A 25,564-nucleotide genomic window follows, 5' to 3' on the forward strand; every position below is an offset into this window, starting at 1 on the left:
GGCCTACCAGCAAGGTTTTGAGATATGTCAAAACTGCGTGCAGATAATTCGGGACTCGCAGTTCGGAACCTCGGTCTCGATGACCCACGCCTCGTCCTCGGCGAGCTTCCAGTAACCGTGGAAGTAGAAAATCGTCGGATCGCCGCCGGCGTCCTGGAAGTAGTCCTGTCCCCAGTCGAAGATCTCGTTGGTGTGCGGCTGGAATTTGCGCGACCACTCCAGGAAGGTCTCCGCCATCCCCTTCACGATCCCGACGGACTTGGTGAGACGCTCGCCGATCTCTTCCGGACTCAGCGGGACGAACTCGCCGTCCGGGTTCAGGCATTCGATGGTCAGATCACCGATGACCTCGTTGCGCCGATCCTGGTGAGTTTGCCGAACGGAGATGAGGTTGCTGTCGGGCGCCAAAGGCAGCCAAGCGCCCTCAGCGGGCTTGTCGACGCTCGCGATGAACTCGAAACGGCCGTTCTCGTCGACCTCGAGGTCGTGGATATGCAGATCTCCGGTCTGCAGCATGGTGCCGTCGATGTGGTACCGATTGACGCGCGAGCCGAAGGTGATCAGCGGGACGGTGCCTCGGGTGCCGATGATCCGGTAGTTGTACTTACCGGAAATGTTGGCGCGCATGTAGACGTTGTCCGGGTTGTCGGCACCGATCTTCGTCATCATGTTCGGGTTCGGAGCCGACGAGAACTGCGGCCACCGCGGATCGGTGTACTCGACACAGTTGATCGTGCCGTACCGAAGCAACCGACTCAGGTAGCGGACGCCCTCGGCTTGAGTCAGCGGATCCTGAGGGACGATCTCGTCTTCCAGGACCTTTCCGACCTCGAGCAGATCTGCGCAGAACTTTTCCCAAACAGCATTCATGTGAATCTCCTTGTTTCAGTTGGGGCTTCGCCCTGTGCGCCTTTTTGGTAGTCGGCACTACCAAAAAGGCGCACAGGGCCGGAGGGCTTCAGGGTGTGGTGGCGAACTTCGCTTCGACGTCGGCAGCGCTCACGCCGAAATCCGCGAGCGAATAGCGATGCGACGGACGACGGTGCTCGGCAAGGCTCGCCTGATGCGACGCCTCCACCGCTGCGCGAGCCTCGTCAGTGAATGGCAGGTCGAACTGCGCGTAGATCTTCTCGACGGTGCCGACCGCATCGGCGATGAAGTCCTTGTAGTCGACGTCGATGAACTGATCGGGGTTGTAACGGCTACGGGCATTGTTGAAGTTCGCATTCCCTCGCGCCCACAACTCCAGTTGCGTGCGCCCGATGGCCGGACGATCGAAGGCCCTCGACATGTCGTGTCCGCCCTGCTCGACGAGGCTGAAGGTGGACGCCATCGATGTCAACGGGTCCCGGAAGGTCCGAACGAACAGTGCATCCGGATAGACCGACATGATCTCGTCGATCGCGAAGACATGGCTCGGGCTTTTGAGCACCCACCGTCTGTCCTGGTCGTGCAGCCCGATCAACTGCAGGTTCTTCTTGTGCCGCGCATATGTTTCGGTCCAATCCTGCTCCGCCAGCCACTGCGTGTAACTCGGCACGTACGCAACAGTTTCGAACGCGGTGGAGAGCAGCGTCTGCTGCAGCAGACGCCAACATTCCTCGACCTCCTCCGCCCCCATGAAATGCACCTTCATCAGGTCCGCTTCGTTGCGCTGGCGAGCACGGTAGAAGGCATCGGAGCGAACGTAATCTTCGTTCTCCGACCACTTGTCGCGCTCGGGGCGCGGCTGCGGCGTCTCGGCGAGCCACATCTCGGCGCCCTGATGCGCCGGGTCGGCACCGAGCAAGCGGTGCAGCGCGGTGCTGCCGGTGCGGGTCAACCCGACCACGAAGATCGGGCGTTCGATCGGAACATCGACGTGCTCGGGGTATTTCGCGAATCCGGCCTCACTGGTCAGGCGACCCGCGAGCGCTCCGACGATCATCTTGCGAGCGATCACCTTGCCGTGAGGAGTGAGGTCGGCCTCGTTCTGGAACGACTCGAGGAGAACTCGAAGTCCTTCGAGATAGCTGTCGCTGCCGAAGTTTTTGTACCCGGCCGCCTCGCGCGCAGCGTGGTGCAGGTCATCGATGGAACCGATGCCGTCGTAATCCTGTGTCATGGCTAATCCTTGTATGAGTTGATCAGTGGTGCGTGTGACCGCAGTTGACGTCGAGACATTGCCCGGCGATGGCTCTGGCCGAATCGGACAAGAGGAAGACGACGGCATTGGCGATGTCGTCAGGTTCGGGTAGCCGGCGCAGATCGGCGCCCGCTGCAACCTCGTCGTAAATGACCTTGGGGTCGACCCCAGCTGCCGCCGCCTTTTTCTCGAACATGTTCTTGACCGAGTCCGCCCAGATATAGCCGGGAGCAACCGAATTGACTCGAACGCCCTTGGGACCGAGATCGATCGACAAACTGCGTGCCATTGCCAGGAGCCCGGATTTCATGATGCGGTAGGCCCCGAACCCGGGAAGCTGATTACGCAGCACCATGGACGTCACCATCACGACGGAGCCCTCCGCCTCGGTCAATGCCGGCACAAACGCGCGTGTCACGTTCAACGCCGCAAGCAGGTTGATGTCGATACCCGACTGGATGGACGCCATGTCGGCGTCCAGGAGCGGGACCTGCGCGGGTTGAACAAATGCGTTGTTCACCAAGCAATGCACCGCACCGAACTCAGCGACAGTTGTCTCCGCCAACGAAGCGATCGAATCGACGTCGGTGAGGTTCGTCGGGACGGCCAACGCGATTCCGCCGCGGTCTCGAATCTCCCTTGCCACCGATTCCAAGCGCTCGGGTGTGCGGGCAGCCAGAACAACCTTCGCTCCGGCCGCCGCACTCTGCATCGCAATCGAACGACCCAGCGCCGGGCCCACTCCCGAGACGACGACAACCTTGCCTGCCAGCAGGCCCTGATGGGTCAGCACAGCGCCTGCGGATCGAGAACAACACTCAGGGAGATGATCTTGCCGTTCTCGTCGAACTCGAACACGTCGGTGGCAGCGAAGTCAGGGATACCGGCGCGCTGCACCCGAAGCTGCATCGCTGCGTACTTTCCCGTCACCGAAATCGGACCGAGCAGGCTGACTGTGAAATCGACCTGCGCGTTCGCGGTATCGAATTCGCGAATCTCCTCGATTCCGCGGTAGGTCCGGCCCCCCAGCGGTTCGTGTTGAACTGCGTCGGGCGCAAACAGCGCAACCAGTCCGTCGACGTCGTGACTTCCGAGACACTTGACGTAATCCTCTACGGCAGAAACTATTTCAGCCCTGTCAGGCATAGATGCTCCTCGTGTTCAGGCGGATCAAGAAATGGTTCCGCGGGCGCGGAGATGGTCGACGATCGCGATCGCAGCGTCCTCGGTCGTCGTGACACTGGTGTCGATGTGAATGTCAGGGTTCTGCGGCGGTTCGTACGGCGAATCGATTCCGGTGAAGTTCACCAACTCGCCCCGTCGAGCCTTCTTGTACAGACCCTTGGGATCTCGCTCCTCTGCGACGGCAAGAGCGGTGTCGACGAAGATTTCGACGAACTGTTCGTCGCCGATCAATTCACGGGCGGCATGACGCTCCGCCTCGAACGGTGAAATGAAGGACGCGAGCACGATCAGACCGGCGTCCGCCATCAGTCGGGTGACCTCGGTGACGCGACGGATGTTCTCGACGCGGTCGGCTTCGGTGAATCCGAGGTCTCGATTCAGCCCGTGACGGACGTTGTCTCCGTCGAGGAGGTAGGTGTGCGCGCCGAGTGCGTGCAGTTGACGCTCGACATCGTTCGCGATGGTCGACTTTCCCGAACCGGAGAGACCGGTGAACCACAGAACTGCGGGTTGGTGTCCCTTGAGCCTGGTGTGCGCGGCCTCGTCGACGTCGACGGATTGCCAGTGAATGTTGTCCGATCGACGCAGCGAGTGCGTGATCATGCCCGCACCGACAGTGCCGTTGGTAAGGCGGTCGATGAGGATGAAGCTACCGGTGTCACGGTTGCCGACGTACGGGTCGAACGGGACCGGTCGATCGAAACTGAGGTTGCACACACCGATTTCGTTGAGCGCGAGAGTAGTCGTTGCGGTCTTCTCGAGAGTGTTGACGTTGATCTTGTGTTTCGGTTTGGTGATGCGCGCAGTGACTGTGACGGTACCGATCTGGCACAGGAACGGCCGTTCGGGCAGCATGGGAGCCTCACCCATCCAGACGATGCAGGCCTCGAACTGATCGGCTACGGCCGGCGGATTGTCGCCGATGGACAGCACATCACCGCGACTGATGTCGATCTCGTCGGCGAGCGTGATGGTGACCGAGCGGCCCGCACCGGCAACGTCGAGGTCGCCACCCATGGTCACGATGCGCTCGACTGTGGACGTCTTTCCACTGGGGAGCACGCGGATGGGATCTCCGGGAGATACGGTGCCTGAAACGATCTGGCCGGAGAATCCGCGGAAGTCGAGGTCCGGCCGGTTGACCCACTGCACCGGCATCCGGAACGGAGCCGCGGCGGCAGCATCGTCGATGTCCACGCTTTCGAGATGCTCGATCAGGCTTGGTCCGGAGTACCACGGGGTATTCGCACTGCGCTCGGTGAGATTGTCACCCATGTATGCCGACATCGGGATGGCGACGAACCCGTCCAGACCGATCTCGTGAGCGAACCCTGCGTAATCCGCGGTAATGGCATCGAAGACCTCTTGCGAGTAGTCGACGAGGTCGAGCTTGTTCACGGCAAGCACCACGTGCTTGATCCCCAGCAACGAGACCAGATACGAGTGCCGGCGGGTCTGAGTCAGTATCCCCTTGCGGGAATCGACAAGGATCACCGCAAGATCGGCGGTCGACGCGCCCGTCACCATGTTTCGGGTGTACTGCTCGTGCCCCGGAGTATCGGCGACGACGAACTTGCGTCGCTCGGTCGTGAAGTAGCGGTAGGCGACGTCGATCGTGATGCCCTGCTCACGTTCGGCGGCGAGACCGTCGACCAGGAGCGCGAAATCGAGCCCCTCCCCCTGGGTTCCGCTCTTGGGCGAATCGGCTTCGAGCGCCGTCAACTGGTCGTCGAAGACGAGTTTCGATTCGTAGAGCAGACGGCCGATCAAGGTGCTCTTGCCGTCGTCGACGCTGCCGCACGTGATGAATCGCAGCATGCTCTTGTTCGCATGACGTTCGAGGTACGCCTCGATGTCGTCAGCGATCAGATCCGAGGAAACAGTCATCAGAAGTACCCCTCTTGCTTCTTCTTTTCCATCGACGCACTGGAGTCGTGGTCGATGACCCGTCCCTGGCGTTCGGAAGTGGTGGTGAGCAACATTTCCGAGATGATCTCGGTCAGGCTCGTGGCGGTCGATTCGACGGCTCCGGTCAGCGGGTAGCAGCCGAGGGTGCGGAAACGAACGCTCTTGAGCTCCGGAGTCTCTCCCGGCAGCAACGGCATCCGGTCGTCGTCGACCATGATCAGCGCACCGTCCCGCTCGACGACGGGCCGCTTGTCGGCAAAATACAGCGGAACGATCGGAATCTCTTCCTGGCGTATGTATTCCCACACATCCAGCTCGGTCCAGTTCGAGAGAGGGAAGACGCGCAGGCTCTCGCCCGGCGCTTTGCGGACGTTGTACATCCGCCACAGTTCCGGTCGCTGCTGCTTGGGATCCCAACGGTGCGCAGCTGATCGGATCGAGAAGATGCGTTCCTTGGCGCGGGATTTTTCTTCGTCACGGCGGGCGCCGCCGAATGCAGCGTCGAACTTGTAGTGATCGAGGGCTTGTTTGAGGCCTTCGGTCTTCCACATGTCGGTATGGACAGCGCTGCCGTGAGTGAACGGGTTGATCCCCTGCTTCACGCAGTCCGGGTTGGTGTGGACGATCAGATCGAGATCGCCTGCAGCAGCGGTACTGTCACGAAGTTTGTACATTTCACGAAACTTCCACGTGGTATCGACGTGCAGAAGCGGAAACGGCAGCTTCGACGGATAGAAGGCCTTGCGCGCCAGATGCAGCATCACGGCGGAGTCCTTGCCCACCGAGTACAGCATCACCGGGTTCTCGCTCTGGGCAACAGCTTCACGCATGATGTGAATGCTCTCGGCTTCGAGTCGTTCGAGGTGCGTCAGTGTCGCGGTCATCGGCCCAGTTCCTCCAGTGCTTTCGGGGCGAGTTCGGGTCGGCAGATCAGCAGATCCGGCAACCACGGGTTTTCCTGGTTGTAGCGCAGTTCGCTGCCATCGATACGCGAAACATGCAGTCCCGCAGCACGTGCGACAGCAACCGGCGCCGCCGAATCCCACTCGTACTGTCCGCCCGCATGTGCATAGATGTCTGCCTCACCCGAGACGACCGCCATTGCTTTGGCTCCGGCGGATCCCATTTCGATCAACTTCGCGCCCATCGAGTCGGCCATGCGCATGACCGGTTCCGGACGCCGCGTCCGCGACACGACGACCCGCACCGGTGTCGAAGCGCCGCGCTCGGTTCGATCATCGCTGCTGGAATAGGTGACGCCGAGGGCAGGCATCGCGACCGCACCTGTTGTGAGGACACCGTTTTCGCTCAGTGCAACATGCACTGCCCAGTCCGATCGTCCGGCCTCGCCGTACTCACGGGTGCCGTCGAGAGGGTCGACGATCCACACCCGATCCGCAGCCAGCCTCGCGAGGTCGTCAGCCCCTTCCTCCGACAGCACTGCATCCGCAGGAAAGCGTCGGGCAAGTTCGGCGACGATGAATTCGTGACTGAGCCGATCGGCCGCGTTCTTGAAAGTCGCGACATCACCGTCGTTTTCGCCGAGGGATTTCCGATGGTCGAGCAGAAGTTCTCCCGCCGCAGCGGCGATGTCGATCGCCGCGCGTTCATCGTTAGTGCGTGTCATAGGTACTCCACAACTGTGTAGACCTCCCGATCGATACGGGAAGAAAGGTCAGGCCGACCGCAGAGTGTCCAGCGCTTTGCACTGGCCTCGATGTGGTCTGCGCCATACCGTAACACCAGAATGAACGATGTTCATTCTATTTCGAACAATGTTCATTCTATGATCTGAGTCACATTGGATTCTGGGTGGCGTTCAATAACGAACAGTGTTCGATGTAATTTGAGGATGCCGACCACCGCGACTACGGTGATCAAATGAGCAGTGCCAGCAGCAAGTCGATCTACGGTGACGCCGAAGTGCGTCGGCGCCGAACACTCGACGCGGCGATCTCGCTTCTGGACGAAGGAGGCTACTCCGCACTCACCATCCGCGCGGTCGCTAAACGAGCCGGCACCAGCACCGGACTGATCTACCAGTACTTCGTCGACAAGCAGGACATCTTCGCCGCCCTCCTCAGCGAAAGTCAGCTGGAAATGGCGGACTTCGTGAACTCGCTCCCCCGCAAGCAGGGACTGAGCGCCTTACTCGAGTCCATGATTTCCGAATTTGCTCGGCACTGGGAACGGGTGGGTCGACTCACCACCACCTGGCGCAACATCGAAGGCATGGCCGGGTCCGACCGAGAAAGCATGCGGGAACTTCACGCATCCGTAGCGGTCTACAACTCGGCATTGATTCGAGCGCTCACCGAATCTGCTGCAGCCGAAGGGAGCCGGTTGATCGACGACCCCGCGTTGATCCATCTCGTGCTCTCCGGACTCAAAGGCCTGTCGGACACCATCGTCATCAACATCGCCAAAGAAGTCACACCCGAGTACTTCGTGAGCTTCTCCGCCCGGGCGCTCGCGCGGTCCATCACGGAGTGACGGACCGGCACCTTACGAACGAACGAGGCGAGCGATGGCCGCCTGAGCTTCCTTGATCTTGACGTCTGCTTCCGGACCACCCTGCTTGGCAGCTTCGACGACGCAACCCGCAAGGTGCGCGTCGAGAAGCTTCAGGGATACGGACTGCAACGCGCTCGTCGCGGCGGACACCTGGGTGAGCACGTCGATGCAGTACCGGTCGTCTGCGACCATGCGTGAAATTCCGGCTACCTGACCTTCGATACGACGAAGGCGTTTGAGCAGATCGTCCTGCTCGGGGCTGTAACTACTCATACCGCAACTATACCCCCTACCCGTATGAGGGCTACCGCGATGCGACGAAGCCCACCCGGACGCGGCGCACGACATCGATGGCCATCAGCCCCGCAACCAGAATCGACAACCCGGCGCCCGAGATCCAGAGACCGTCGTAGTGCGTGCTCTCGAACGGCGGAGCGCCCTCCAATATCGGTCCGAAGTCGGACGTCGTCGTACCCGCTCGCCAGCACACGACCGCCAGAATCGTGGCGGCGACGATACCGAGTACACCGATCCACGTCTTCACGTCGACGAGCGGAGTTGGCTGCGCCTCAATCATCGGCAGACCCGTCCGGTTCCACACCGACCGTGACAACCTGGCTCAACGCCTCGCGAAGTGCCCGATCGTCTTTCGCCCACGCTCGCACCAATCCCCCGGTGGTCAGACGCAAGCCGATACCGTGCCGACGCCGGGGCACTCCGGACAGCTCACCCAGCGCGCGTGCCGTTTCCCACGGCTCCATTTCGTCTTCATAGGCGGCGTCGTCGGACTCCGGGAACACCTCGGCGATCTCGGTGATCGGCACCTCTTCGGTTCCCTGACGCAACGTGGTCGCGGTCAGAAGCACGCTCGCATGCCGGCGCGCGGCAATCACCTGCACGTACACCAAGCCGGTGAGGATCACGGCGAACATCGCCAGACCGAACCAATGCACCACCGGGCCGGTGAACAGCTCGATGACCAAGGCGATCAGGCAGAAGATCGGACCGAACGCAATGGCCCACCACCGAGATCCCGGTTCGTAGTACAGAACGTCCGGGCCGATTTCAGGAGCACGGTCAGCCACGGGCGAACCAACTTCGGGTGGTGTCGCGGTAGATCGCGACGCAGGCACAGATCAGCATGACGGGAACAACCAGCGCGAGCACGGTACTGATCCCGGCAACGACCAGCGCGATCTGCAGCACCGCGAACACCCCGGACACGATCACCAGGATCCGTCGGCAGAGAGGTTTTCCGGCGCGAGTGGGACCGGCGAGGCCGCCGATCGCGAGGCCGGTCAACAGCAGAACCAGCCCGGACACCCGCACGAAGGTGACGTAGATGTCGATGTTTCCGGCCGATACGCCTTGATCGGTGAATTGCTCACGCAGCGAATACGAGGCGCTGGTGACATTGATCAGGCCGAAGAGTATGAGTAGGAACGCGCTGGCGATCCACAGCCAGAATGCTGCCTCGACGGCCGTCGGGCGCCGGACCTTCGTAGAGATACTCACGGGTTCAAGTGTGCGCTATCCGCTGACGATGCCCGGAATCATGAGCACCAGGAGTGTCACCAGAACAGAGGCTCCAAGGATCGCGAACAAGATCACTTCGGTCCGTGAACCACGTTGGCGCAGTGGAGCGTCGTGGGTGCTTTCCGTGCGCAGGGCTTCCTGAGAACTCATTGTCTACGACCTCTCCCCTACTACTGCAGTGACCCGTTTCACAGTACCCCGAGCTACCTATCGGTTCCCCGCCGGGGGGAAACGAAGAAAGTACGGATTGGACTCTTTTCGGTGCATCATCACGATGGCCCCGACAGCAGCAACTGCCTGCAGGATTTCCGCTCCGCCGAACAGCAGAGTGGCCGCGCCGCCGTCGCCGCCGAGCCCGAAGATCACGGGGATCGCAGAGACCAACATGAAGACTCCACAGAACGTCAGCAACATTCGAGCCCAGTTCTTGCCACGACTCATCGAGCGCACGAACAAAAGGAACACCGCGGTGACGATCACCACCAGGACAGCGGAGAACACGATGACCAGTGGGAACATGCCCTCCACGTCGGAGCGTGTCAGACCGGCGTCGACAGCCGCCTGGTTCCTGAGCATCTCGTCGACGAACATCGACTTCTGCCCGAGCAGCATCCAGATCATCGCGCCGCCCTGGACCAATCCAAGCGCCGTCACAGCCCACCACAACTGAATCGCAGTCACGACGTCCGTCGGCGGCTCGGGTTTCGGCTGGGGGCCCGGGTATCCGTTGTAACCGGGGCCGTATCCCGGGATCTGACCCGTCGGCATCGGTCCGAGTTCGCGGTACGGCTGATTCTCGAACGGCTGGTTCTCGTAGGGAGGTTCCCGGCGGGGCGGTTCCTGGCGCGACGGCGGCCACTGCTCGGTCATGACACCAGCGTATCGGTCGATACCGGCGCTGCCACCATGCGTGACTCCGTCACAGCCATCCGGCAACTTCCGACGCCCAGTACGTGAGGACCACGTCGGCACCGGCGCGGCGAATGCTGGTGAGCGATTCGAGAATCGCCGCGTCCCGATCGATCCACCCGTTCTGCGCGGCGGCCGTGATCATCGAGTACTCACCCGAGATCTGGTACGCCGCGACCGGAACCGGAGACCGGTCGGCGGTCTCACGCAGAATGTCGAGGTAGGACATTGCAGGCTTGACCATCACCATGTCAGCGCCCTCGGCGATGTCGAGGTCTACCTCGCGCATCGACTCGCGGCGGTTGGCGCCGTCCTGCTGATAAGTACGACGGTCGCCCTGCAGTGAGGATCCGACGGCTTCACGGAACGGCCCGTAGAACGCTGACGCATATTTCGCGGCATAGGCGAGCTGACCGACCTCGACATACCCGGATGCATCGAGCGCGCCGCGGATCGCAGCCACCTGACCGTCCATCATGCCGCTCGGGCCGAGCAGGTGCGCACCCGATTCAGCTTGCGCGAGAGCCATTTCGACGTATCGGATCAAAGTTGCGTCGTTGTCGACGGCGCCGGCGGCGGTAAGCACGCCGCAGTGGCCGTGATCGGTGAACTCGTCGAGGCAGGTATCGGCCATGATGACCGTCGAATCGCCGAGTTCTTCTGCCAGAGCGCGCAATCCGACGTTGAGGATGCCGTCGGGATCGGAGGCACCGGAGCCCTGAGGGTCCTTGTCCTCCGCCTTGGGGACGCCGAAGAGCATCAGACCACCGACGCCGGCTTCCACTGCTTCCACCGCGGCGGACCGCAGCGAATCGAGCGTGTGCTGGAAAACGCCTGGCATGGAACTGATCTCACGCGGCGCATCGATGCCGTCTGCAACGAACATCGGCAACACGAGGTGCCGGGGTTCGAGCGAGGTCTCTGCCACGAGTCGCCGGAGCGCTGGGGTGCGCCGGAGCCGGCGAGGGCGATGAGTGGGAAACACGAGAAGTAGCCCTCCTTCGTCGGAACCTGTGAGTGGTTGAGGAGTCCACAGACTCCTCAACCGCTCACGGGTGCGCTAGCGCCTGCGGGACTTCTTACGCGGCGGCGGCAAAGCACCTTCAGCGCGCAGCCGAGCTGCGTGCTCGGCGAGAGCCTCCACCAGCGGTCCCACCTGCGAGGTCTCGGGCTGCACGTCGACGCGCAGACCGAACTCGATAGCGGTTTCGGCCGTCTTCGGGCCGATGCACGCGACCAACGTGCGGGCGTGCGGCTTGCCGGCGATGCCGACGAGGTTGCGCACGGTCGAGGACGAGGTGAAGCAGACGGCGTCGAATCCACCGGTCTTGATCATCTCGCGGGTCTCGGCCGGCGGCGGCGCCGCCCGGACGGTGCGGTAGGCGGTGACGTCGTCGATCTCCCAACCGCGTTCGCGCAGGCCCTCGGCGAGGGTTTCGGTTGCAATGTCCGCGCGCGGCAACAGAACCCGGTTGACCGGATCGAAAACGTCGTCGTACGGGGCGAATTCGGCCAGCAGGCCTTCGCTGGACTGCTCACCGGTCGGGATCAGCTCGGGGTTGATGCCGAACGAGCGGACCTTGGCTGCGGTTGCTTCGCCGATGCAGGCGATCTTCACGCCGGAGAAGGCGCGAGCGTCGAGACCGAACTCTTCGAACTTCTCCCACACTGCGCGAACAGCATTGGTGGAAGTGAAGACCACCCACTGATAGCGACCGTCGACGAGCCCCTTGACCGAACGCTCCATCTGAGCGGGGCTGCGGGGCGGCTCGACGGCGATGGTCGGAACCTCGATCGGGATGGCTCCGTGAGTGACCAGTCGGTCGCTCATCTCGCCGGCCTGATCCTTGGTGCGCGGCACGAGGACGGTCCAGCCGTACAGTGCGCGCGATTCCCACCACGACATCTTGTTGCGCTGCGCGACAACCTTGCCGACGGTGACGATGAGCGAGCCCACCAGTTCGGATCCGGCTTCGTTGAGCGTCGCGAGAGTTGCCTCGACGGTTCGCTGCTGACGAGTGGTGCCGCGGACGGTGATGGCAGCAGGCGTCTGCGGAGCCAAGCCGTTCTCGACCAGCGCGCTGGCGGTCTCGGCGAGATGTCCCGACGTCGCGTGCAGAACAAGCGGTCCCGGTGCAGCGGCCAGAGCAGCCCAGTCGACTTCACCGCGAACGTCAGCCTCGGTGTGACCCGAGCCGAGAGCCATACCGGCGTAGCTCGGCACTGCCGAACCCGAAGGCAGACCCGGGAGAACCTCGAACTGAACCTGGGTGCGGGCCACTGCGGTGACCTCTGCGATCACGGAATCCGTGGTCAGCGGGTCACCGGAGACCAGACGCACGACGTCGTGGCCGTTCTTGGCCTCGTGCACCAATGTCTTTGCAACCTCGGCAGGCTCACCGAGTGCCGGACGCACGTCCGCGATCAGCTCGCCGGTCTCCTCGTCGCGGCCCATGTCGATCCCGACGAGTGCGACGACGCCCTTGTCGACATCCGGATCGGTGAATGCCATTGCGGCGCCGGTGAGGACGTCACGTGCGCGAACGGTGAGCAGGGCGGGGTCGCCCGGTCCCGATCCCACGAACAGGATCCGTCCGGGAGTGTTCTTTCGGACTCGGGTCATCGGTGATTCTCCAGTGCGCTGTATCGAAATGGGAACTTGGTGCAAGTGCAAAGTGGGGCGTCAAACATCGGCTGCCTCGCCTGTAGTCACGTTCATCAACTCGCGGGCGCCGAGTTCGAGTAACTCGCGCGCTACCGCTCGGCCGAGTTCCTCGGCCTTGTCCGGCGCACCGACGGCGCCGGTACGGATGACGTCCGAACCGTCGATGGCGGCTGCGCAGCCGCGTACCGACAGTTCGTCGAAGATTCTGCCGTCGTCGTCGAGGGATTCGACGATCTCCGCGATCGCTCCGACCGGAGCGGTGCAGCCCGCTTCCAGCTCGGCGAGAAGTGCACGCTCGGCAGTGACTGCCGCCCTGGTCCCGGCGTCATCGTGCTCAGCCAGGATCGCCGCCAATTCTGCATTGGCAGAAAGGCATTCGACGGCCAGAGCACCCTGCGCCGGAGCGGGGAGCATCTGCACGGGCTCGATGTTCTCGGTGATGAGATCGAGCAGACCGATACGGGACAAGCCGGCGCGAGCGAGGATCACGGCGTCGAGTTCACCGGATTCGACCTTGCCGAGACGGCGTTGCAGGTTGCCCCGCAACGGCACGATGTCGAGGCCGAGCCCGAGCGCCTTGAGCTGCGAAACACGGCGCGGCGCCGAGGTTCCCACCTTGGACCCGGCCGGAAGCTCCCCGAGGACCAGACCGTCGCGGGCGACGAGCGCGTCACGCGGATCCTCACGAGGCGGAATCGCCGCGATGACGAAACGCGGATCCTGCGCGGTCGGTAAGTCCTTGTAGGAATGCACAGCGACGTCGACGCGGTTGTCCAGCAAGGCTTCTCGAAGCTCTGCGGTGAACACTCCGACGCCGATCTTCTGGACGGGATCGGTGGACTGGTCGCCCTTGGTCTTGATGATGACCAACTCTGCGGGATGTCCCGCTGCAATGAGGGCATCGCGCACGGTGCCGGCCTGCGTGGTCGCGAGAAGACTTCCGCGAGTGCCGATCCGCAGCGGGCTCCCCGATCGAGGGGTGGTGACGCTCATGCCTGCAGGTCCCTTCCAGTGCGGTCGCCGTCCACCAGATCGGTGGGTGTGGCCACGGCCGCGGGAGATCCGGGGCTGAGTTCGAAGAGTTCGCGCAGCGCTGCTGCGTAGGAGTCGCCGCCGGGGGCCGACGCCAGTTGCTTGACGCGCACGGTCGGGGCGTGGAGAAGCTTGTCCACGACGCGTCGCACGGTGCGTGCAACCTCGTCGCGCTGCGGATCGTCCAGGCCGGGCAGACGCGAATCGAGCCGCATCAGTTCGGCTTCGACGACGTCGGCGGCGCGCTGACGCAAAGCCGTCACGGTCGGAGTGACCTCGGCGAGGCGCTGTCCGGCAAGGTAGGTCGCAAGTTCGCCGGCGACGATGGTGCGTGCGGCATCTGCGTCGGAAGCGGCTGCGCCTGCCGCCGGATCACGCTGCAGCGTCTCCATGTCGAGAACGGTGACGCCCGGCAGGCCGGCGACGGCGGGATCGATGTCGCGAGGGAGCCCGAGGTCGCAGATGACCAGATGCTTGGTGTTGTCGCGATCGGGCTCGGCGAGTGCGCGGTGCACATCCGCCAGGGTGACCACTGCCCCGACCGCGCCGGTACAGGTGACCATGACATCTGCCTGCGCCATCGCGGCCGAAAGCTGATCGAAGGCAACACCGTCGGCGTCGACGCCGTTGGAGCGTGCCGTCTCTGCCAGGTGCTCGGCGCGTTCCTGTGTCCGGTTGACGACGACGATGCGTTCGATTCCGGCGCGAGTGAGATGCGCAACCGACAGACCGCCCATCGAGCCTGCTCCGACAACCACGGCAGTGCGGCCGACGAGGCCGCCCTCACCGATGATGCCCGCTGCACGATCAAGAGCCACGGATACGACTGATGCTCCCGCTGAGTCGATTCCGGTTTCGGAATGCACTCGCTTGCCGACGCGCAGTGCCTGCTGAGCCAGTTCGTGGACGACGCGTCCGGCTGCCTGCTGCGCATCCGAAGATGCGTAGGCCGAACGGATCTGGCCGAGAATCTGCTGTTCGCCGATCACCATCGAATCGAGGCCACTGGCCACGGCGAAGAGATGTTCGACCGCTGCTTCGCTGTAGCGGACGTAGGCGTGAGCGTGCAGCGCCGTCAGGTCGAGACCTGAATGGTCGGCGAGGATTTCACCGACCTCGGTGAGCGCACCGTGGAACGCGTCCACCACCGCGTAGACCTCCACCCGGTTACAGGTGGAGACGATCATCGCTTCGGAGATGTGCGAAGACGCCAGAAGCTTGTCGATCAGCTTCGGACGATCGGTGTCGGTGACAGCTACTCGCTCGAGCACCGGGACGGGCGCGGTTCGATGCGAGACCCCGACAAGCAGAACACTCACGGCGCGATCACTGATCCGTTTCTTGTCGAACCTGCTCCGACCGGAGCGGGTGAAATGGTGGATGGGACTGACGAAGCGGATGCGGCGTGAGCCACTCGTACTCGCGGCGCACTGGATGCCTGATCGGCGTTGCGCGCACTGTTGAAGGAGAGAACCTGCATCTCGACGGCTAGATCGACGCGTCGCAGTTCCACGTGGTCGGGAACGTCGAGGGCGATCGGCGAGAAACTCATGATGCAGCGCAACCCGGCGCTGACGAACTGGTCGCACACGCCCTGCGCGGCCTCGTCCGGTGTGGAGATGACGCCGATGGTCGCGTTCAATTCGCGGCAGGCGACGGTCAGTTCCTCGGTGCTGCGCACCACGAGGTCGCCGACTGTGCTTCCGATTCGATCTGCGTCACTGTCGAAGAGTCCGACCATCTCGAAACCGCGGCGGCTGAATCCGCCGTAGCCGACCAGAGCCTTGCCGAGGTTTCCGACTCCGACGAGAACGACCTTGTGCCCACGATCGAGTCCGAGTGCACGCTCGATCCGGATGCGGAGCCTGTTGACGTCGTATCCGACGCCGCGGACGCCGTTGGGTCCGAGGAATGACAGATCCTTGCGCAATTTCGCCGATCCGACACCGGACGCCTGGGCAAGTTCCTCGCTCGAGACGATGGAGGTACCCCGGTCGGACATCACTCCGAGGACCCGCAGGTATGCGGCCAAGCGCGTCACCGTAGCCTGGGGGATGACGCGATCCTGAGCGATCGAGTCGGTGACAGAAGAGCCCGCAGCGCCGGTGACGCGCTGAGCCACAGGCTCATGCGTCTGGTGCGGTTCGGTCACGTCGCTGGCTCCTCGTCCGGTCGACACGACTGTCGACCTCCACGATGCTCCGGGGGAATGTTCACACCACGGTAACCGCTTGTGAACCCATGCACAAAGTTGCTCGAGACGGGCTCGATGTGCCGTTCACCTGCAAAGCGGCTCCGCGGACAACTTTGAGGGTTGCCTTACTTGCGTAAATCGTCACGAAGGCGCTCTTCGTCAACTTCCCAGTAACCGTGCTCGCGTCCGTCGAGAAGAATGACCGGCAATCTGTCTCCGTACTCCGCTCTCAGCTCTGGATCCGTCGCGGCAGCTTCGTCTACGTCGATGCACGTCAATTCCAGCTCGAACTCGGAACAGACCCGTCGTAGTACCTCCGCCGCGCCGACACAGGACGCGCATCCTGCGCGTGTCAACAGGGTCACTTCATGCGTAGCTGCAGTCATCGACGCATACCTTTCTTCTACTGGGACGCCATCTACTTGATCGGTCGAGTGTGCCTCCGGAGCCCCACTCGGTACCAAATCGGCGGAGAGGAACGTCACACACCACAGGGAAGGTCACCATCCAACCCATCGGGCCTCATCGCGGAGGATAGGCTGACTCGAAGAGTTCTCTGCTCGAGAATGCAACACGGGAGGTGCGGGTGCCTGCGCGATCACTACCGAACGGCTCCGGATTCGGATCAGGGCTTGCCGGGGTCATTCTCCCCGGACGTCGCCATGTGAAGAATCCGCTGGGCCCGAGTGAGTCGGAAGTTCGAGCCAATCTCGCCGGCGAGGCGAGCGCTGATGCAGCTCTGGCATTGCACGAAGCTGCCAACCCCACAGAACCGGAAACCGGCGAAGAGCCCCCGGCCGTTCCGCGCGACCTCACGGCCGCCGCATTCTTCGACGTCGACAACACCATGGTGCAGGGTGCATCGATCATCCACTTCGCCCGTGGTCTCGCTGCACGCAAGTATCTCAAGACCTCGGATCTGGTGGATTTCGCGTGGAAGCAGATCAAATTCCGCGTCACCGGCCGAGAAAGTAGTGACGACGTCGCCGAAGGCCGCGAGAAAGCACTTTCTTTTGTGGCCGGTCGATCCACCGCCGAACTCGCCCGCCTCGGCGAGGAGATCTACGACGAGGTCATCGCCGACAAGATCTGGCCAGGCACGAGGGCGTTAGCCCAGATGCACCTCGACGCCGGACAACAGGTGTGGTTGGTGACGGCAACTCCGGTCGAACTGGCCCAGGTCATCGCCGAGAAACTGGGACTGACCGGCGCCTTGGGCACCGTCGCCGAAAGTGAGGACGGAGTCTTCACCGGCCGACTCGTCGGCGACATCCTGCACGGAATGGGCAAGGCACACGCCGTACGGACGCTGGCGGTGCGTGAAGGCCTCAATCTCAAGCGCTGTTCCGCCTACTCCGACAGCCACAACGACGTACCGATGCTCTCGTTGGTGGGGACACCGGTGGCGATCAATCCCGACGCAGACCTTCGTGAACTCGCGAAGAACCGCGGTTGGGAAGTTCGTGATTTCCGCACCGGACGAAAGGCCGCCAAGATCGGCGTTCCCACAGCGCTGGTGCTCGGAGCGGTCGGCGGTGCGCTCGCGGCGATTCTCGCCAGGCGCAAAGAACAGAACGCCTGAGCGGGTTCGGTCCGGACCGAGAAGCGATCCGGACCGAACTCAGCCGAGAAAGACGTTGCGACGCTTGGCCAACAACCGATAAAGCGTCTGCTGAATCGTTTCTCGGACGTGGTCCGTGACCTCGAACAGGACCATCGGATCGTCGGCTGCACCGCTCTCGAAGGTGTCGGTGACGATGGGCTTTCCGAACTCGATGTACCACTTCGACGGCAATGGAACCAGGCCGAGTGGCCCGAGGTGCGGAAACAAAGGTGTGACCGGGAAATACGGCAAACCGAGAACGCGTGCGAGTGTGGTGAGATCACCGATCTTCGGATAGATCTCCTCCGAGCCCACGATCGAGCACGGAATGATCGGAACACCGGTTCGCATTGCGGCCGACACGAAGCCACCGCGCCCGAACCGCTGCAACTTGTACCGCTCACTGAACGGTTTCCCGATGCCCTTGAATCCTTCCGGGAACACGGCCGCAACTTCACCGTCGTTGAGCAGACGCTCGGCGTCGGGGTTGCACGCCAACGTATGGCCGGCTTTGCGCGCCAGTCCGCCCACCACCGGCATTTCGAAAGCCATGTCCGCAGCCAACATTCGCAGTGGACGGTGCGCCGGATGATGATCGTGCACGGCAACCGACGTCATCAGCCCGTCGAGTGGGATGACACCGGCGTGATTGGCAACCACCAACGCTCCCCCGGTGAGGGGAATGTTCTCGATCCCACTGACCTCGACGCGGAACCATTTCTCGAACAACGGCCGCAGCATCGGCATGACGACGTTGTCCGCAAAATGCGGGTCGAATCCGAACTCGTCGACCTCGTAGTCTCCGGACACCCGACGTCGGAAAAATTCTGCTGCCGAGGCGATCTGGTCGACGATCGCCGACCTGGCCGCATCGACGAACGTGCTCTCACCACCATGGTCGGCCGCCGACGGCACTCCGGACGGATGTCGACGCTGACTTTGTTCACGGATGTCACGCTCCACGCCGGTGGCGGACTCATGCGAACGCGAAGCCTCCGACTTTCCGGCGTGAGTTGCGCTGGGCCGCAGGGGAATTACCTTCGCCACGTCAGTCACCCCTTCACCGCACTTCGTCCCGACAGCGGCATGTGCATCACGTCTGCACTTGCGCTCGCCTCGGCGGTGTCACCGCCGAGGATGGTGGTCAACGCATTCTCTGCCCGATCGATCCACTCGGACTTGATGATCCGGCGCGTCTGCATCGCACGCATGAAATCGTCGAGTGCCTGCATGGTGGTCCATCGCGGCTCGAACCCCAACTCGCTGCGCATGCGAGTGGTGTCGAGTCCGCAGCCGAACCGGAAGTACTCGAGTTGCTCGTCGGTGTAGAGCCTCATGGACGACCCCACCAACGCGCTCCCGACACTGCGGAACAGAGCGAGCGGCATCGGAACTTCCACCCTGCCTGCCCGGCGGATCGCCTGCGACATCATCACCACTCCGTCGCCGGCGATGTTGTACGTACCCGAGGCGTGGCCGATGGTCGCCTTCTCCAACGCTGCGAGCGCATCCTCGACGTGGAGCAATTGCAGACGCGCGTTGCGCCCGACGATGGTCGGCACGAGCGGGGCGGTGACGTAGTGCCCGACAGTTGCAGTCAGCTGAGGTCCGATCAACGGCGCCAACCGCAGGATCCCGACCGAGATGTCGGGACGCCGACGCCCCATTCCGCGAAGATACCCCTCGATCTCGAGGCTGTCGCGGGCATATCCGCCCGGCGGCCGGCGGCGCGCACTCATTTCTTCGGTGAACTGAGCGGGATCCTTCGCACTGCACCCGTAGACGACCGAAGCCGAGCGCAGGACCACCTTGCGAACCGTCGGAGCTTTCTGGCAGACCGCGAACAGTTGCATGGCGCCGATGACGTTCATGTCCTTCATCGCGGCGCGACTGCCGGCTTTGGGGGCTTTCTGAAGCGTCGACGCGTGCACGACGGTGTCGACCTCGGCGTTTCGGATCACTTTGCCGATCAGCGGATTGCGGATGTCTGCTCGCACGAATTCCGCGCGGCCCATTCTGCGCATCATGTCCTTGCTCGGACTGACGGCGTCGACGGCGATGACACGCTCGATCGACGGATTCTGCGCAAGCCTGGTCACCAGGTAGCCGCCGAGGAATCTGCTCGCCCCGGTCACCAGTACGACGCGAGGCGTCGTGCCCCCTGAAGTGTTGTCACCTTCAACCACCAAGTACCCCCATATCCAGTAGAAACGCGCTCTGCCGAAGCGTCCCTCCCGCGATTTTCCCCCACTTTACGGGCAGAGGGGGTCCCGCGCTGACTACCCAAAATTCGGCCATTCAAGACAAACCGCCCAGACAATGAGACGGCCGACACATCTCTCCCCTGAGATACGTCGCCCCTCCCCTGAAATACATCGATGCCCGCCACCCCGGAAGGGGCGGCGGGCATCAACAGGTACTGCTTATTTACCGAGTTTCCTGCGCTGTACTCGGGTACGACGAAGCAGCTTGCGGTGCTTCTTCTTCGACATGCGCTTGCGGCGCTTCTTGATCACTGAACCCATAGCGGGTGTCCCTCACGTTCTTCTCTAGCGTTCCTGCGCACGCCGGTCACGTACGCCTGCGCCAAGCAATTGGCGCCTGGCCCTCGTTTTAACTAGCTCAGCGCCTTACGACACCAGCTTGCTGGTACGACAGTGACTCATCGTACCGGTGTGGTCTCACTCGGCATAAACCGAGCCTCCGGCACAGCAACCGCTGTGCCCGCGACTCGGCTCACGCCGAGGTCATCCTCTTCGAACCGGCTGGTCAGCCGGCATCGAAGTACGAGGTTTCGAGGTAATCGTGTACCGCCTTCGCGTGTACACGGAACGAACGGCCCACTCGTACAGCGGGCAATTCGCCACTGTGTACCAACCGGTACACAGTCATTTTCGACACCCTCATCAAAGTTGCTACCTCAGCAACAGTGAGGAATTGCGTGCCGGCCACTGCCGGCTTTCCGTCGTGGGACGAACCCATGGACGGCTTGTTTGCAGACACCATTAATCCACATACCTCCAGCACGACTCGCGCCGCCGGCTTCCCCTCCGGCGGAACAGACACGTACGTACTAAGTCGAGCTTAGCTGTACTGGTGGGGTTAAAGCGACGGGTGTGGCTAAACGGACGACTATTCCGCAGCTGAACCCATCGCGGCCGAGCGCGACTTGGCGGCATCCAAGGCATCGAAGAACGCCGTCCGCAGGCCGCCCGCTTCGAGCTGACGCAGTGCCGCAGCCGTCGTTCCACCCGGTGACGTCACCGCGGCGCGAAGATCCGTCGCGCTGTCGCCGGTGCGATCGAGCATCGCTGCGGAGCCGACCATCGTCTGCACCACCAATTCGGTAGCGACCGGGCGCGTCAGGCCGAGACCGACTCCCGCATCGATCATCGCTTCGGCAACCAAGAAGAAGTAGGCCGGGCCGGAACCGGAGACAGCAGTGACCGCGTCGATCTGCGATTCGGGAACCGTGACCACCTTGCCGACGCTGCCGAGGATGCCGCGTACGAGCTCGAGATGCTCGGCCTTGACGTGCCGTCCGGGCGAGAGAACGCTCACGCCCTCCCCGACCAGCATGGGGGTGTTCGGCATGACGCGGATGACCGGGAACCCTGCGGGCAGACGCGTTTCGAAGAACCCGGTCGGGATACCCGCCGCAAGGGAAACGATCAATTGCTCGAGGTCGCCGTCCAGATCGACCTTCGTCAACGCGGTGAGCGCTGATTCGACGTCGCCGGGCTTGACCGCGATGACGATGACGTCTGCGCCCTCGGCGGCGTCGGCGATCGTGCTGACGCGGATGGAGTATTCGGCGATCAATTCGTCTGCGCGAGGTTGATACTGCTCGGCGACAACCAGATCCTTGATGGCGTGGCCGGCCTGCAACAGCCCGGAGATCAGCGCCTCGCCGATCTTGCCGCCACCGATAATCGCAATTCTTGTCATGGCGAACAGCCTGCCACGGCCGCAGCGATCGACCCTAGCGGGGCATCATCGCCAATTGTCGGCTCTGTACGACGACTGCGCCCGTCGAATCGAGAACAGCATGATCCTCTTCGAACCACGTGCTGCCCAGAACATCCGAGCTTGCCCGCACGCGAAGCCATCCCGGCGTCGGCAGTCGGCGCAGGTACGTCGTCAACTGCACGGTCGGCGCCCACCCGAACAGGCCGCGGTTCATCGTCACGGGCGCGCTGATGTCGCCCGCCATGATCGCGAACAGCACAGCGGTGTCGATGTCGTTCTCGTCCTCGGGTCGAGGACGAACCCACATCCTGACCTCGGCCTCGCCTTGACTGCCGGTCAGGAAGTGCGCCGAGGTGGTGTCGATTCGCATGTCGCAGCCCTGCCCGACGTGCACGACCTGCGCCATCGGGTGATCGCCGATGACGGCCACCGCACTCTCCGGCGGTTCCGGTGACATGTCGTCGATCGACGAGGCAGTGACGAAGGTGGGGTCGCCGTCATCGGGGAATCCGAGCGTGACCGCCGCACGAACAGCGCTGCGTCCCGCCTGGCTCAACTCGACGTCGAACAACGCGACCTGGCGTCCCTGCTTTCGGACGATCACCTCCAATTCGACTTCACCGGGGTCGGGGGCGGACAGATAGTTGGCGCTCACCGCGAGTGGCTGCATCTTCAGAAGCGAGTCGTTCTCACCTGCGCCGTCTCGCAGACATTGACGCGCGGCAGCGGCGCACACAGCCATCATGGAGCCGCCGTGCACTTTCGGCCCGATGGTCCAGATCGGATCGATCGTTGCGGTGTATCGCCCGTCGCCGAGCGAGGTGAGGCGATTGAGATCTTGAAAGGGACTGGTGCTCATCGATTTTCCTGTTCGGTGCTTTCTCGGTGTTGCGGGAAATGTCGTGCGGCCAAGTCCTGGTGCGCCAAGCGTCGCAATGCTGTCAGGACAGGTTCGTACATGGCGGTTCCGAGGACTGCATAGCGAATGCCGTCCTCGGTCGAAGCGGCATGGCGAACGCCCTCCTTCGTCGTACTGGTGGGCATCAGCTCGATTTCCACTTCGGCAATTCCTCGGATGTGGTCGCCGTAGGCGCGCAATCGCTCGTCCGAGAGGCTCAGTCCGGCATCCTCGAGACCGATCAGTGCACGCTCGAGGTGAGCAACCGCCACGTACCTCGGCTCGTAGACCTGACCGAGAAACTCCAGAACCTTGCGAGCTCTGGGGAACTGTTGATCCGGCACCGGATCGACGTAGGGCGGTAGTTGCGCGATCGCGCGACCGAAAGTCTCGAATTCGGATCGCTCGTCACTGTCCACCAATTCGAGCACCGCACGAATCCGTGGAATCGCGAGTCCCGCCCCGGCCAGCGCCCTGATCAACGCGAGTCGCCGGACGTGCTGTTCGCCGTACCTCGCTCCCGTCGCGCTGGTCGGTTCACCAGGCATCAGCAGACCTTCACGGAGGTAGTACTTGATCGTGGCCAATGCAACGCCGGACTGTGCGGCCAATTCGGAAACCTTCACCGCTCCTCCGTCCAACTCGCTCGGGCCACCACTGGATAGTGATGCTATCCAATGGTGGCCGAGCATCGGTAGGCAGGACACGCCTTGCGCTAGGGTTGAACCTTCTCTGCGCACACCACGAGAAATTTCCGAACGGAGCGAATAGGCGGAATGACGGATTTGCAGTCGGGGGCTCAACCCGACGAACAGTGGCGCATCGTCGAACCACTGACGCTGACTCCCCTGCTCACCGCCGCACTCGAGGTGTTCCACGAACTCGGTTACCACGGAGCGTCGGTTCGTGACATCGCAAAACGTGCCGGTGTCACCGTGCCGACGCTGTACTACCACCACGGCAACAAACAAGGCATCCTCGTCGCGCTGATGGAACCGGGCATCGAGAACGTCACCGCACGCGCGAGCGCTGCGGTCGACGCTGCCGGACCGTCGCCGACGGCACAGTTCGGCAATCTCGTCGAGGCGTGTGTTCTGCACATGACCAGTCGCTCCGACATCGCGTTCCTCGATTCCGAACTGCGGTACCTCGAGGACGCCGAACGAAAGAGCTACGCCGCCAAACGAAAGAAGCTCGAGAATCTACTCGTCGACGTTTTGACGGCAGGCGTCGACAGCGGTGAGTTCACGGTCCCGGACATCACCGGAACGGGCCGCGCACTGCTGGGCATGTGTCAGTCCGTCGTCCTCTGGTATCGACTCGACGGACCGCAGACTCCGCGCGAAGTCAGTGTTCTCTACCGCGAGATAGCTCTGAAAGCCGTCGGCGTCACCTCGTGAACGCTGGTCGAATTTCCAGGCATGTCCGATTAGCCCTTAACTGACGAACGTCACACCTGTCGGCTGACACCGAAACCGGGACGCGCCCACTGTCACGGGTCCACACTTAGAAGCAGAGATGCGCGGGGTGGATCCGCAGACCGAGGGAGTTCTTGACGTATGGCCAACAGCAATCCATTTGTTCCTCCGAGCGCGGTCGACGTCGACCTTTCCGCGGTTGCCTGGGGGGCAAACCGCACGATGTCCGACTTCGAGACGGGCATGTGGCGGATGGAAGAGGCGCAGCCGCAACTGCGCTCACCGATCGTTGCGGTAGAGGTTCTCGATCGAGCTCCGGATTGGGATCGACTTCTCGACGCAGTCGAGTGGGCATCGCACGTGGTTCCGCGTATTCGTATGCGCGCGGTGGAACCGGCGATGCAACTGGGCAATCCGGTGTGGTCGGTTGATCCCGAGTTCGACATCGGCTACCACCTACGACGCGTCCGCTTGCCTGCACCGGCGGACTTCGATCACGCACTGCGCATGTGTCGTCACCTTGCGACCGAACCTTTCGACAAGGCTCGGCCGCCGTGGAGCGCGCTGCTCATCGAGGGTCTCGACGACGGTCGTGCCGTGTTCGTGGTCAAGACTCACCACTCCATCACCGACGGCATGGGCGGCATCCAGATGATGACGCTGCTGCACAGCAGGCGCCCGGATCCCACTCCGAACAAGCCCGACCGCACACCGCCGGCTCCGGAGCACCTGTCGTCGGTAGGCGCCTTCGGCGAGGAGGTCGTCAGCGAGATCCGGCGTGCGCCCTCCCGTATCGCCAAGCTGGTTCGCGGCGCCACCAATGTTGCGACCACGGCGATCTCGAGTCCGTTCAGCACGGCTTCCGAGGTCCTCGGGTACGCCAATTCACTCCGCAAGATCGTCACTCCCCCAGCTCGTTCCGGTTCCCCTCTGCTCCACGATCGTGGTCTCGGACGGTGGTTCGGAACTCTCGAAGTGGGTGTTCCCGAGCTCAAGGCCGGAGCAAAAGCTGCCGGCGGCTCACTCAACGACGCTTACGTCGCCGCTTTGCTCGGCGGCTTCCATCGCTACCACGAAGCCTTCGGACAATCCGTCGAGAGCATCCCGATGGGTATGCCGATCAGCATGCGCACGGGCGCGGATGCCAACGGCGGCAACCGGTTTGCAGCCGTTCGCTTCAACGGCCCGGTCGCCGAAACGGATCCGGCCAAACGCATCAGGCAGGTGCGAGAAATCGTTCTGGGTCTGCGTGAGGAACCCGCGTTGGACGCTCTCGACGTCGCCGCCCCGATCCTCGCTCGCCTGCCGAATTATCTACTCGCGAACTGGTATCTGTCCCAGTCGACAGGACTGGACCTGCAGGCGAGCAACGTCGCCGGCGTACCGGTACCGGTCTATCTCGCCGGAGCGAAGATCGAGCGGATGTTCCCATTCGGCCCGGCGCCCGGTTGCGCGGCGATGGCGACACTGGTCTCCCACGTCGGGGTGTGCTGCATCGGAATCAATCTCGACACCGCCGCGATCACGAAGCCCGCGCTGCTGATGCAGTGCTTGCAGGAGAGCCTGGACGAGATCGTGGCTCTCGGAGTCACAACGGAAGGTGCGTGA

30 protein-coding genes are annotated in these 25,564 nt (G+C 62.9%); 4 read left to right on the top strand and 26 right to left on the bottom strand.

Translation table 11 applies throughout. The features are described from left to right. Positions 1 to 27: 27 nt before the first annotated feature. The 7 genes from H7C86_RS14935 to H7C86_RS14965 all read right to left on the bottom strand — a co-directional run bounded on the left by H7C86_RS14935 (position 28) and on the right by H7C86_RS14965 (position 6,845). Positions 28 to 870, bottom strand: a complete 843-nt coding sequence (locus H7C86_RS14935; protein ID WP_259349128.1) for a hypothetical protein — start codon at positions 868 to 870, stop codon at positions 28 to 30. An 88-nt stretch (positions 871 to 958) separates the two neighbouring features. Beyond that, entirely contained in the window at positions 959 to 2,104 is a 1,146-nt protein-coding gene (locus H7C86_RS14940; RefSeq protein WP_019744361.1) for a sulfotransferase, read from the bottom strand. A gap of 22 nt (positions 2,105 to 2,126) precedes the next feature. Beyond that, positions 2,127 to 2,918, bottom strand: a complete 792-nt coding sequence (locus H7C86_RS14945; RefSeq protein WP_019744362.1) for an SDR family oxidoreductase — start codon at positions 2,916 to 2,918, stop codon at positions 2,127 to 2,129. Continuing rightward, positions 2,912 to 3,271: a nuclear transport factor 2 family protein gene (locus H7C86_RS14950; RefSeq protein ID WP_019744363.1), complete on the bottom strand. Its 360-nt coding sequence runs from the start codon at positions 3,269 to 3,271 to the stop codon at positions 2,912 to 2,914. Before H7C86_RS14950 ends, H7C86_RS14945 begins: the two co-directional genes overlap by 7 nt. Positions 3,272 to 3,295: 24 nt before the next feature. Then, on the bottom strand, positions 3,296 to 5,197 hold the full coding sequence (gene cysN, locus H7C86_RS14955) for a sulfate adenylyltransferase subunit CysN (protein ID WP_182261767.1): 1,902 nt from the start codon (positions 5,195 to 5,197) through the stop codon (positions 3,296 to 3,298). Continuing rightward, positions 5,197 to 6,102, bottom strand: a complete 906-nt coding sequence (gene cysD / locus H7C86_RS14960; protein ID WP_019744365.1) for a sulfate adenylyltransferase subunit CysD — start codon at positions 6,100 to 6,102, stop codon at positions 5,197 to 5,199. The genes cysN and cysD overlap by 1 nt, the downstream gene beginning before the upstream one ends. Beyond that, a complete protein-coding gene (locus H7C86_RS14965; RefSeq protein WP_019744366.1) occupies positions 6,099 to 6,845 on the bottom strand; it encodes a 3'(2'),5'-bisphosphate nucleotidase CysQ in 747 nt (248 codons plus the stop codon). The genes cysD and H7C86_RS14965 overlap by 4 nt, the downstream gene beginning before the upstream one ends. A 254-nt stretch (positions 6,846 to 7,099) precedes the next feature. On the opposite strand from H7C86_RS14965, the gene H7C86_RS14970 reads away from it, so the two are divergent. After that, on the top strand, positions 7,100 to 7,711 hold the full coding sequence (locus H7C86_RS14970) for a TetR/AcrR family transcriptional regulator (protein WP_182261768.1): 612 nt from the start codon (positions 7,100 to 7,102) through the stop codon (positions 7,709 to 7,711). Between the two features lie 12 nt (positions 7,712 to 7,723). Here H7C86_RS14970 and H7C86_RS14975 read toward each other — a convergent pair whose 3' ends face one another. From H7C86_RS14975 to H7C86_RS15030, 12 genes are all read right to left on the bottom strand, one after another. After that, positions 7,724 to 8,005, bottom strand: a complete 282-nt coding sequence (locus tag H7C86_RS14975; RefSeq protein ID WP_003942012.1) for a metal-sensitive transcriptional regulator — start codon at positions 8,003 to 8,005, stop codon at positions 7,724 to 7,726. A gap of 31 nt (positions 8,006 to 8,036) precedes the next feature. After that, positions 8,037 to 8,309, bottom strand: a complete 273-nt coding sequence (locus H7C86_RS14980; RefSeq protein ID WP_019744368.1) for a hypothetical protein — start codon at positions 8,307 to 8,309, stop codon at positions 8,037 to 8,039. Beyond that, a complete protein-coding gene (locus tag H7C86_RS14985) occupies positions 8,302 to 8,817 on the bottom strand; it encodes a hypothetical protein (RefSeq protein ID WP_019744369.1) in 516 nt (171 codons plus the stop codon). Before H7C86_RS14985 ends, H7C86_RS14980 begins: the two co-directional genes overlap by 8 nt. Next, complete coding sequence (locus H7C86_RS14990) at positions 8,810 to 9,247, bottom strand: hypothetical protein (protein ID WP_019744370.1); 438 nt, start codon at positions 9,245 to 9,247, stop codon at positions 8,810 to 8,812. Before H7C86_RS14990 ends, H7C86_RS14985 begins: the two co-directional genes overlap by 8 nt. Before the next feature lie 15 nt (positions 9,248 to 9,262). After that, positions 9,263 to 9,418 (bottom strand): hypothetical protein, encoded by a 156-nt coding sequence (locus H7C86_RS14995; RefSeq protein WP_019744371.1) that lies wholly within the window; start codon positions 9,416 to 9,418, stop codon positions 9,263 to 9,265. A gap of 57 nt (positions 9,419 to 9,475) precedes the next feature. Beyond that, positions 9,476 to 10,138: a hypothetical protein gene (locus tag H7C86_RS15000; RefSeq protein WP_019744372.1), complete on the bottom strand. Its 663-nt coding sequence runs from the start codon at positions 10,136 to 10,138 to the stop codon at positions 9,476 to 9,478. Positions 10,139 to 10,187: 49 nt separating this feature from the next. Continuing rightward, positions 10,188 to 11,162 carry a porphobilinogen synthase gene (gene hemB / locus H7C86_RS15005; protein WP_021333925.1) on the bottom strand — a complete coding sequence of 325 codons (975 nt, stop codon included), beginning with the start codon at positions 11,160 to 11,162 and terminating at the stop codon, positions 10,188 to 10,190. A 75-nt stretch (positions 11,163 to 11,237) separates the two neighbouring features. Further along, positions 11,238 to 12,800 carry a bifunctional uroporphyrinogen-III C-methyltransferase/uroporphyrinogen-III synthase gene (locus tag H7C86_RS15010; protein ID WP_003941969.1) on the bottom strand — a complete coding sequence of 521 codons (1,563 nt, stop codon included), beginning with the start codon at positions 12,798 to 12,800 and terminating at the stop codon, positions 11,238 to 11,240. Between the two features lie 60 nt (positions 12,801 to 12,860). Continuing rightward, positions 12,861 to 13,835: a hydroxymethylbilane synthase gene (gene hemC, locus H7C86_RS15015; protein WP_019744374.1), complete on the bottom strand. Its 975-nt coding sequence runs from the start codon at positions 13,833 to 13,835 to the stop codon at positions 12,861 to 12,863. Then, the gene (locus H7C86_RS15020; RefSeq protein WP_019744375.1) at positions 13,832 to 15,193 is read right to left on the bottom strand and encodes a glutamyl-tRNA reductase; all 1,362 of its coding nucleotides are present in this window, start codon (positions 15,191 to 15,193) and stop codon (positions 13,832 to 13,834) included. Before H7C86_RS15020 ends, hemC begins: the two co-directional genes overlap by 4 nt. Continuing rightward, positions 15,190 to 16,053 (bottom strand): redox-sensing transcriptional repressor Rex, encoded by an 864-nt coding sequence (locus H7C86_RS15025; RefSeq protein ID WP_182261769.1) that lies wholly within the window; start codon positions 16,051 to 16,053, stop codon positions 15,190 to 15,192. Before H7C86_RS15025 ends, H7C86_RS15020 begins: the two co-directional genes overlap by 4 nt. Positions 16,054 to 16,193: 140 nt before the next feature. Further along, positions 16,194 to 16,454, bottom strand: coding sequence for a glutaredoxin family protein (locus H7C86_RS15030; RefSeq protein ID WP_003941953.1), 261 nt, complete (start codon positions 16,452 to 16,454; stop codon positions 16,194 to 16,196). A gap of 200 nt (positions 16,455 to 16,654) precedes the next feature. Between H7C86_RS15030 and H7C86_RS15035 the strand changes: the two genes are divergently transcribed. Continuing rightward, on the top strand, positions 16,655 to 17,650 hold the full coding sequence (locus H7C86_RS15035) for an HAD family phosphatase (protein ID WP_020968932.1): 996 nt from the start codon (positions 16,655 to 16,657) through the stop codon (positions 17,648 to 17,650). Between the two features lie 39 nt (positions 17,651 to 17,689). Here the strand turns inward: H7C86_RS15035 and H7C86_RS15040 are convergent, their stop codons facing one another. The 7 genes from H7C86_RS15040 to H7C86_RS15070 form a co-directional block, all read right to left on the bottom strand. Then, positions 17,690 to 18,727, bottom strand: a complete 1,038-nt coding sequence (locus H7C86_RS15040; protein WP_182261770.1) for a lysophospholipid acyltransferase family protein — start codon at positions 18,725 to 18,727, stop codon at positions 17,690 to 17,692. Continuing rightward, positions 18,724 to 19,857: an NAD-dependent epimerase/dehydratase family protein gene (locus H7C86_RS15045; RefSeq protein WP_084325119.1), complete on the bottom strand. Its 1,134-nt coding sequence runs from the start codon at positions 19,855 to 19,857 to the stop codon at positions 18,724 to 18,726. Before H7C86_RS15045 ends, H7C86_RS15040 begins: the two co-directional genes overlap by 4 nt. A 237-nt stretch (positions 19,858 to 20,094) precedes the next feature. Beyond that, the gene (locus H7C86_RS15050) at positions 20,095 to 20,196 is read right to left on the bottom strand and encodes a 30S ribosomal protein bS22 (RefSeq protein ID WP_003402602.1); all 102 of its coding nucleotides are present in this window, start codon (positions 20,194 to 20,196) and stop codon (positions 20,095 to 20,097) included. 244 nt (positions 20,197 to 20,440) lie between these two features. Further along, on the bottom strand, positions 20,441 to 20,677 hold the full coding sequence (locus H7C86_RS15055) for a helix-turn-helix domain-containing protein (RefSeq protein ID WP_003941845.1): 237 nt from the start codon (positions 20,675 to 20,677) through the stop codon (positions 20,441 to 20,443). Positions 20,678 to 20,803: 126 nt separating this feature from the next. Then, a complete protein-coding gene (gene proC / locus H7C86_RS15060; RefSeq protein ID WP_019744381.1) occupies positions 20,804 to 21,619 on the bottom strand; it encodes a pyrroline-5-carboxylate reductase in 816 nt (271 codons plus the stop codon). A 34-nt stretch (positions 21,620 to 21,653) separates the two neighbouring features. After that, positions 21,654 to 22,499, bottom strand: a complete 846-nt coding sequence (locus H7C86_RS15065) for a thioesterase family protein (RefSeq protein ID WP_020906772.1) — start codon at positions 22,497 to 22,499, stop codon at positions 21,654 to 21,656. Continuing rightward, on the bottom strand, positions 22,496 to 23,164 hold the full coding sequence (locus H7C86_RS15070; protein WP_029536759.1) for a MerR family transcriptional regulator: 669 nt from the start codon (positions 23,162 to 23,164) through the stop codon (positions 22,496 to 22,498). Before H7C86_RS15070 ends, H7C86_RS15065 begins: the two co-directional genes overlap by 4 nt. A gap of 150 nt (positions 23,165 to 23,314) precedes the next feature. Here H7C86_RS15070 and H7C86_RS15075 point away from each other — a divergent pair, with 150 nt between their 5' ends. Then, on the top strand, positions 23,315 to 23,938 hold the full coding sequence (locus H7C86_RS15075; RefSeq protein ID WP_019744384.1) for a TetR/AcrR family transcriptional regulator: 624 nt from the start codon (positions 23,315 to 23,317) through the stop codon (positions 23,936 to 23,938). A 159-nt stretch (positions 23,939 to 24,097) separates the two neighbouring features. Further along, positions 24,098 to 25,564, top strand: coding sequence for a wax ester/triacylglycerol synthase domain-containing protein (locus H7C86_RS15080; RefSeq protein WP_030535507.1), 1,467 nt, complete (start codon positions 24,098 to 24,100; stop codon positions 25,562 to 25,564).

The organism is Rhodococcus sp. UFZ-B548 (genome assembly GCF_903819475.1).
GTDB lineage: Bacteria > Actinomycetota > Actinomycetes > Mycobacteriales > Mycobacteriaceae > Rhodococcus_F > Rhodococcus_F erythropolis.

Bases quoted from the DNA above. Each gene is read 5' to 3' on its own strand.
- cysN (WP_182261767.1), bottom strand. From the start codon at position 5,197: ATGACTGTTTCCTCGGATCTGATCGCTGACGACATCGAGGCGTACCTC.
- H7C86_RS15000 (WP_019744372.1), bottom strand. From the start codon at position 10,138: ATGACCGAGCAGTGGCCGCCGTCGCGCCAGGAACCGCCCCGCCGGGAA.
- H7C86_RS14980 (WP_019744368.1), bottom strand. From the start codon at position 8,309: ATGATTGAGGCGCAGCCAACTCCGCTCGTCGACGTGAAGACGTGGATC.
- cysD (WP_019744365.1), bottom strand. From the start codon at position 6,102: ATGACCGCGACACTGACGCACCTCGAACGACTCGAAGCCGAGAGCATT.
- H7C86_RS14935 (WP_259349128.1), bottom strand. From the start codon at position 870: ATGAATGCTGTTTGGGAAAAGTTCTGCGCAGATCTGCTCGAGGTCGGA.
- H7C86_RS14995 (WP_019744371.1), bottom strand. From the start codon at position 9,418: ATGAGTTCTCAGGAAGCCCTGCGCACGGAAAGCACCCACGACGCTCCA.
- H7C86_RS14965 (WP_019744366.1), bottom strand. From the start codon at position 6,845: ATGACACGCACTAACGATGAACGCGCGGCGATCGACATCGCCGCTGCG.
- H7C86_RS14975 (WP_003942012.1), bottom strand. From the start codon at position 8,005: ATGAGTAGTTACAGCCCCGAGCAGGACGATCTGCTCAAACGCCTTCGT.
- H7C86_RS15075 (WP_019744384.1), top strand. From the start codon at position 23,315: ATGACGGATTTGCAGTCGGGGGCTCAACCCGACGAACAGTGGCGCATC.
- H7C86_RS15030 (WP_003941953.1), bottom strand. From the start codon at position 16,454: ATGACTGCAGCTACGCATGAAGTGACCCTGTTGACACGCGCAGGATGC.
- H7C86_RS14940 (WP_019744361.1), bottom strand. From the start codon at position 2,104: ATGACACAGGATTACGACGGCATCGGTTCCATCGATGACCTGCACCAC.
- proC (WP_019744381.1), bottom strand. From the start codon at position 21,619: ATGACAAGAATTGCGATTATCGGTGGCGGCAAGATCGGCGAGGCGCTG.
- H7C86_RS15065 (WP_020906772.1), bottom strand. From the start codon at position 22,499: ATGAGCACCAGTCCCTTTCAAGATCTCAATCGCCTCACCTCGCTCGGC.
- H7C86_RS15080 (WP_030535507.1), top strand. From the start codon at position 24,098: ATGGCCAACAGCAATCCATTTGTTCCTCCGAGCGCGGTCGACGTCGAC.
- H7C86_RS15010 (WP_003941969.1), bottom strand. From the start codon at position 12,800: ATGACCCGAGTCCGAAAGAACACTCCCGGACGGATCCTGTTCGTGGGA.
- H7C86_RS14950 (WP_019744363.1), bottom strand. From the start codon at position 3,271: ATGCCTGACAGGGCTGAAATAGTTTCTGCCGTAGAGGATTACGTCAAG.
- H7C86_RS14970 (WP_182261768.1), top strand. From the start codon at position 7,100: ATGAGCAGTGCCAGCAGCAAGTCGATCTACGGTGACGCCGAAGTGCGT.
- hemC (WP_019744374.1), bottom strand. From the start codon at position 13,835: ATGAGCGTCACCACCCCTCGATCGGGGAGCCCGCTGCGGATCGGCACT.
- H7C86_RS15050 (WP_003402602.1), bottom strand. From the start codon at position 20,196: ATGGGTTCAGTGATCAAGAAGCGCCGCAAGCGCATGTCGAAGAAGAAG.
- H7C86_RS15055 (WP_003941845.1), bottom strand. From the start codon at position 20,677: ATGGTGTCTGCAAACAAGCCGTCCATGGGTTCGTCCCACGACGGAAAG.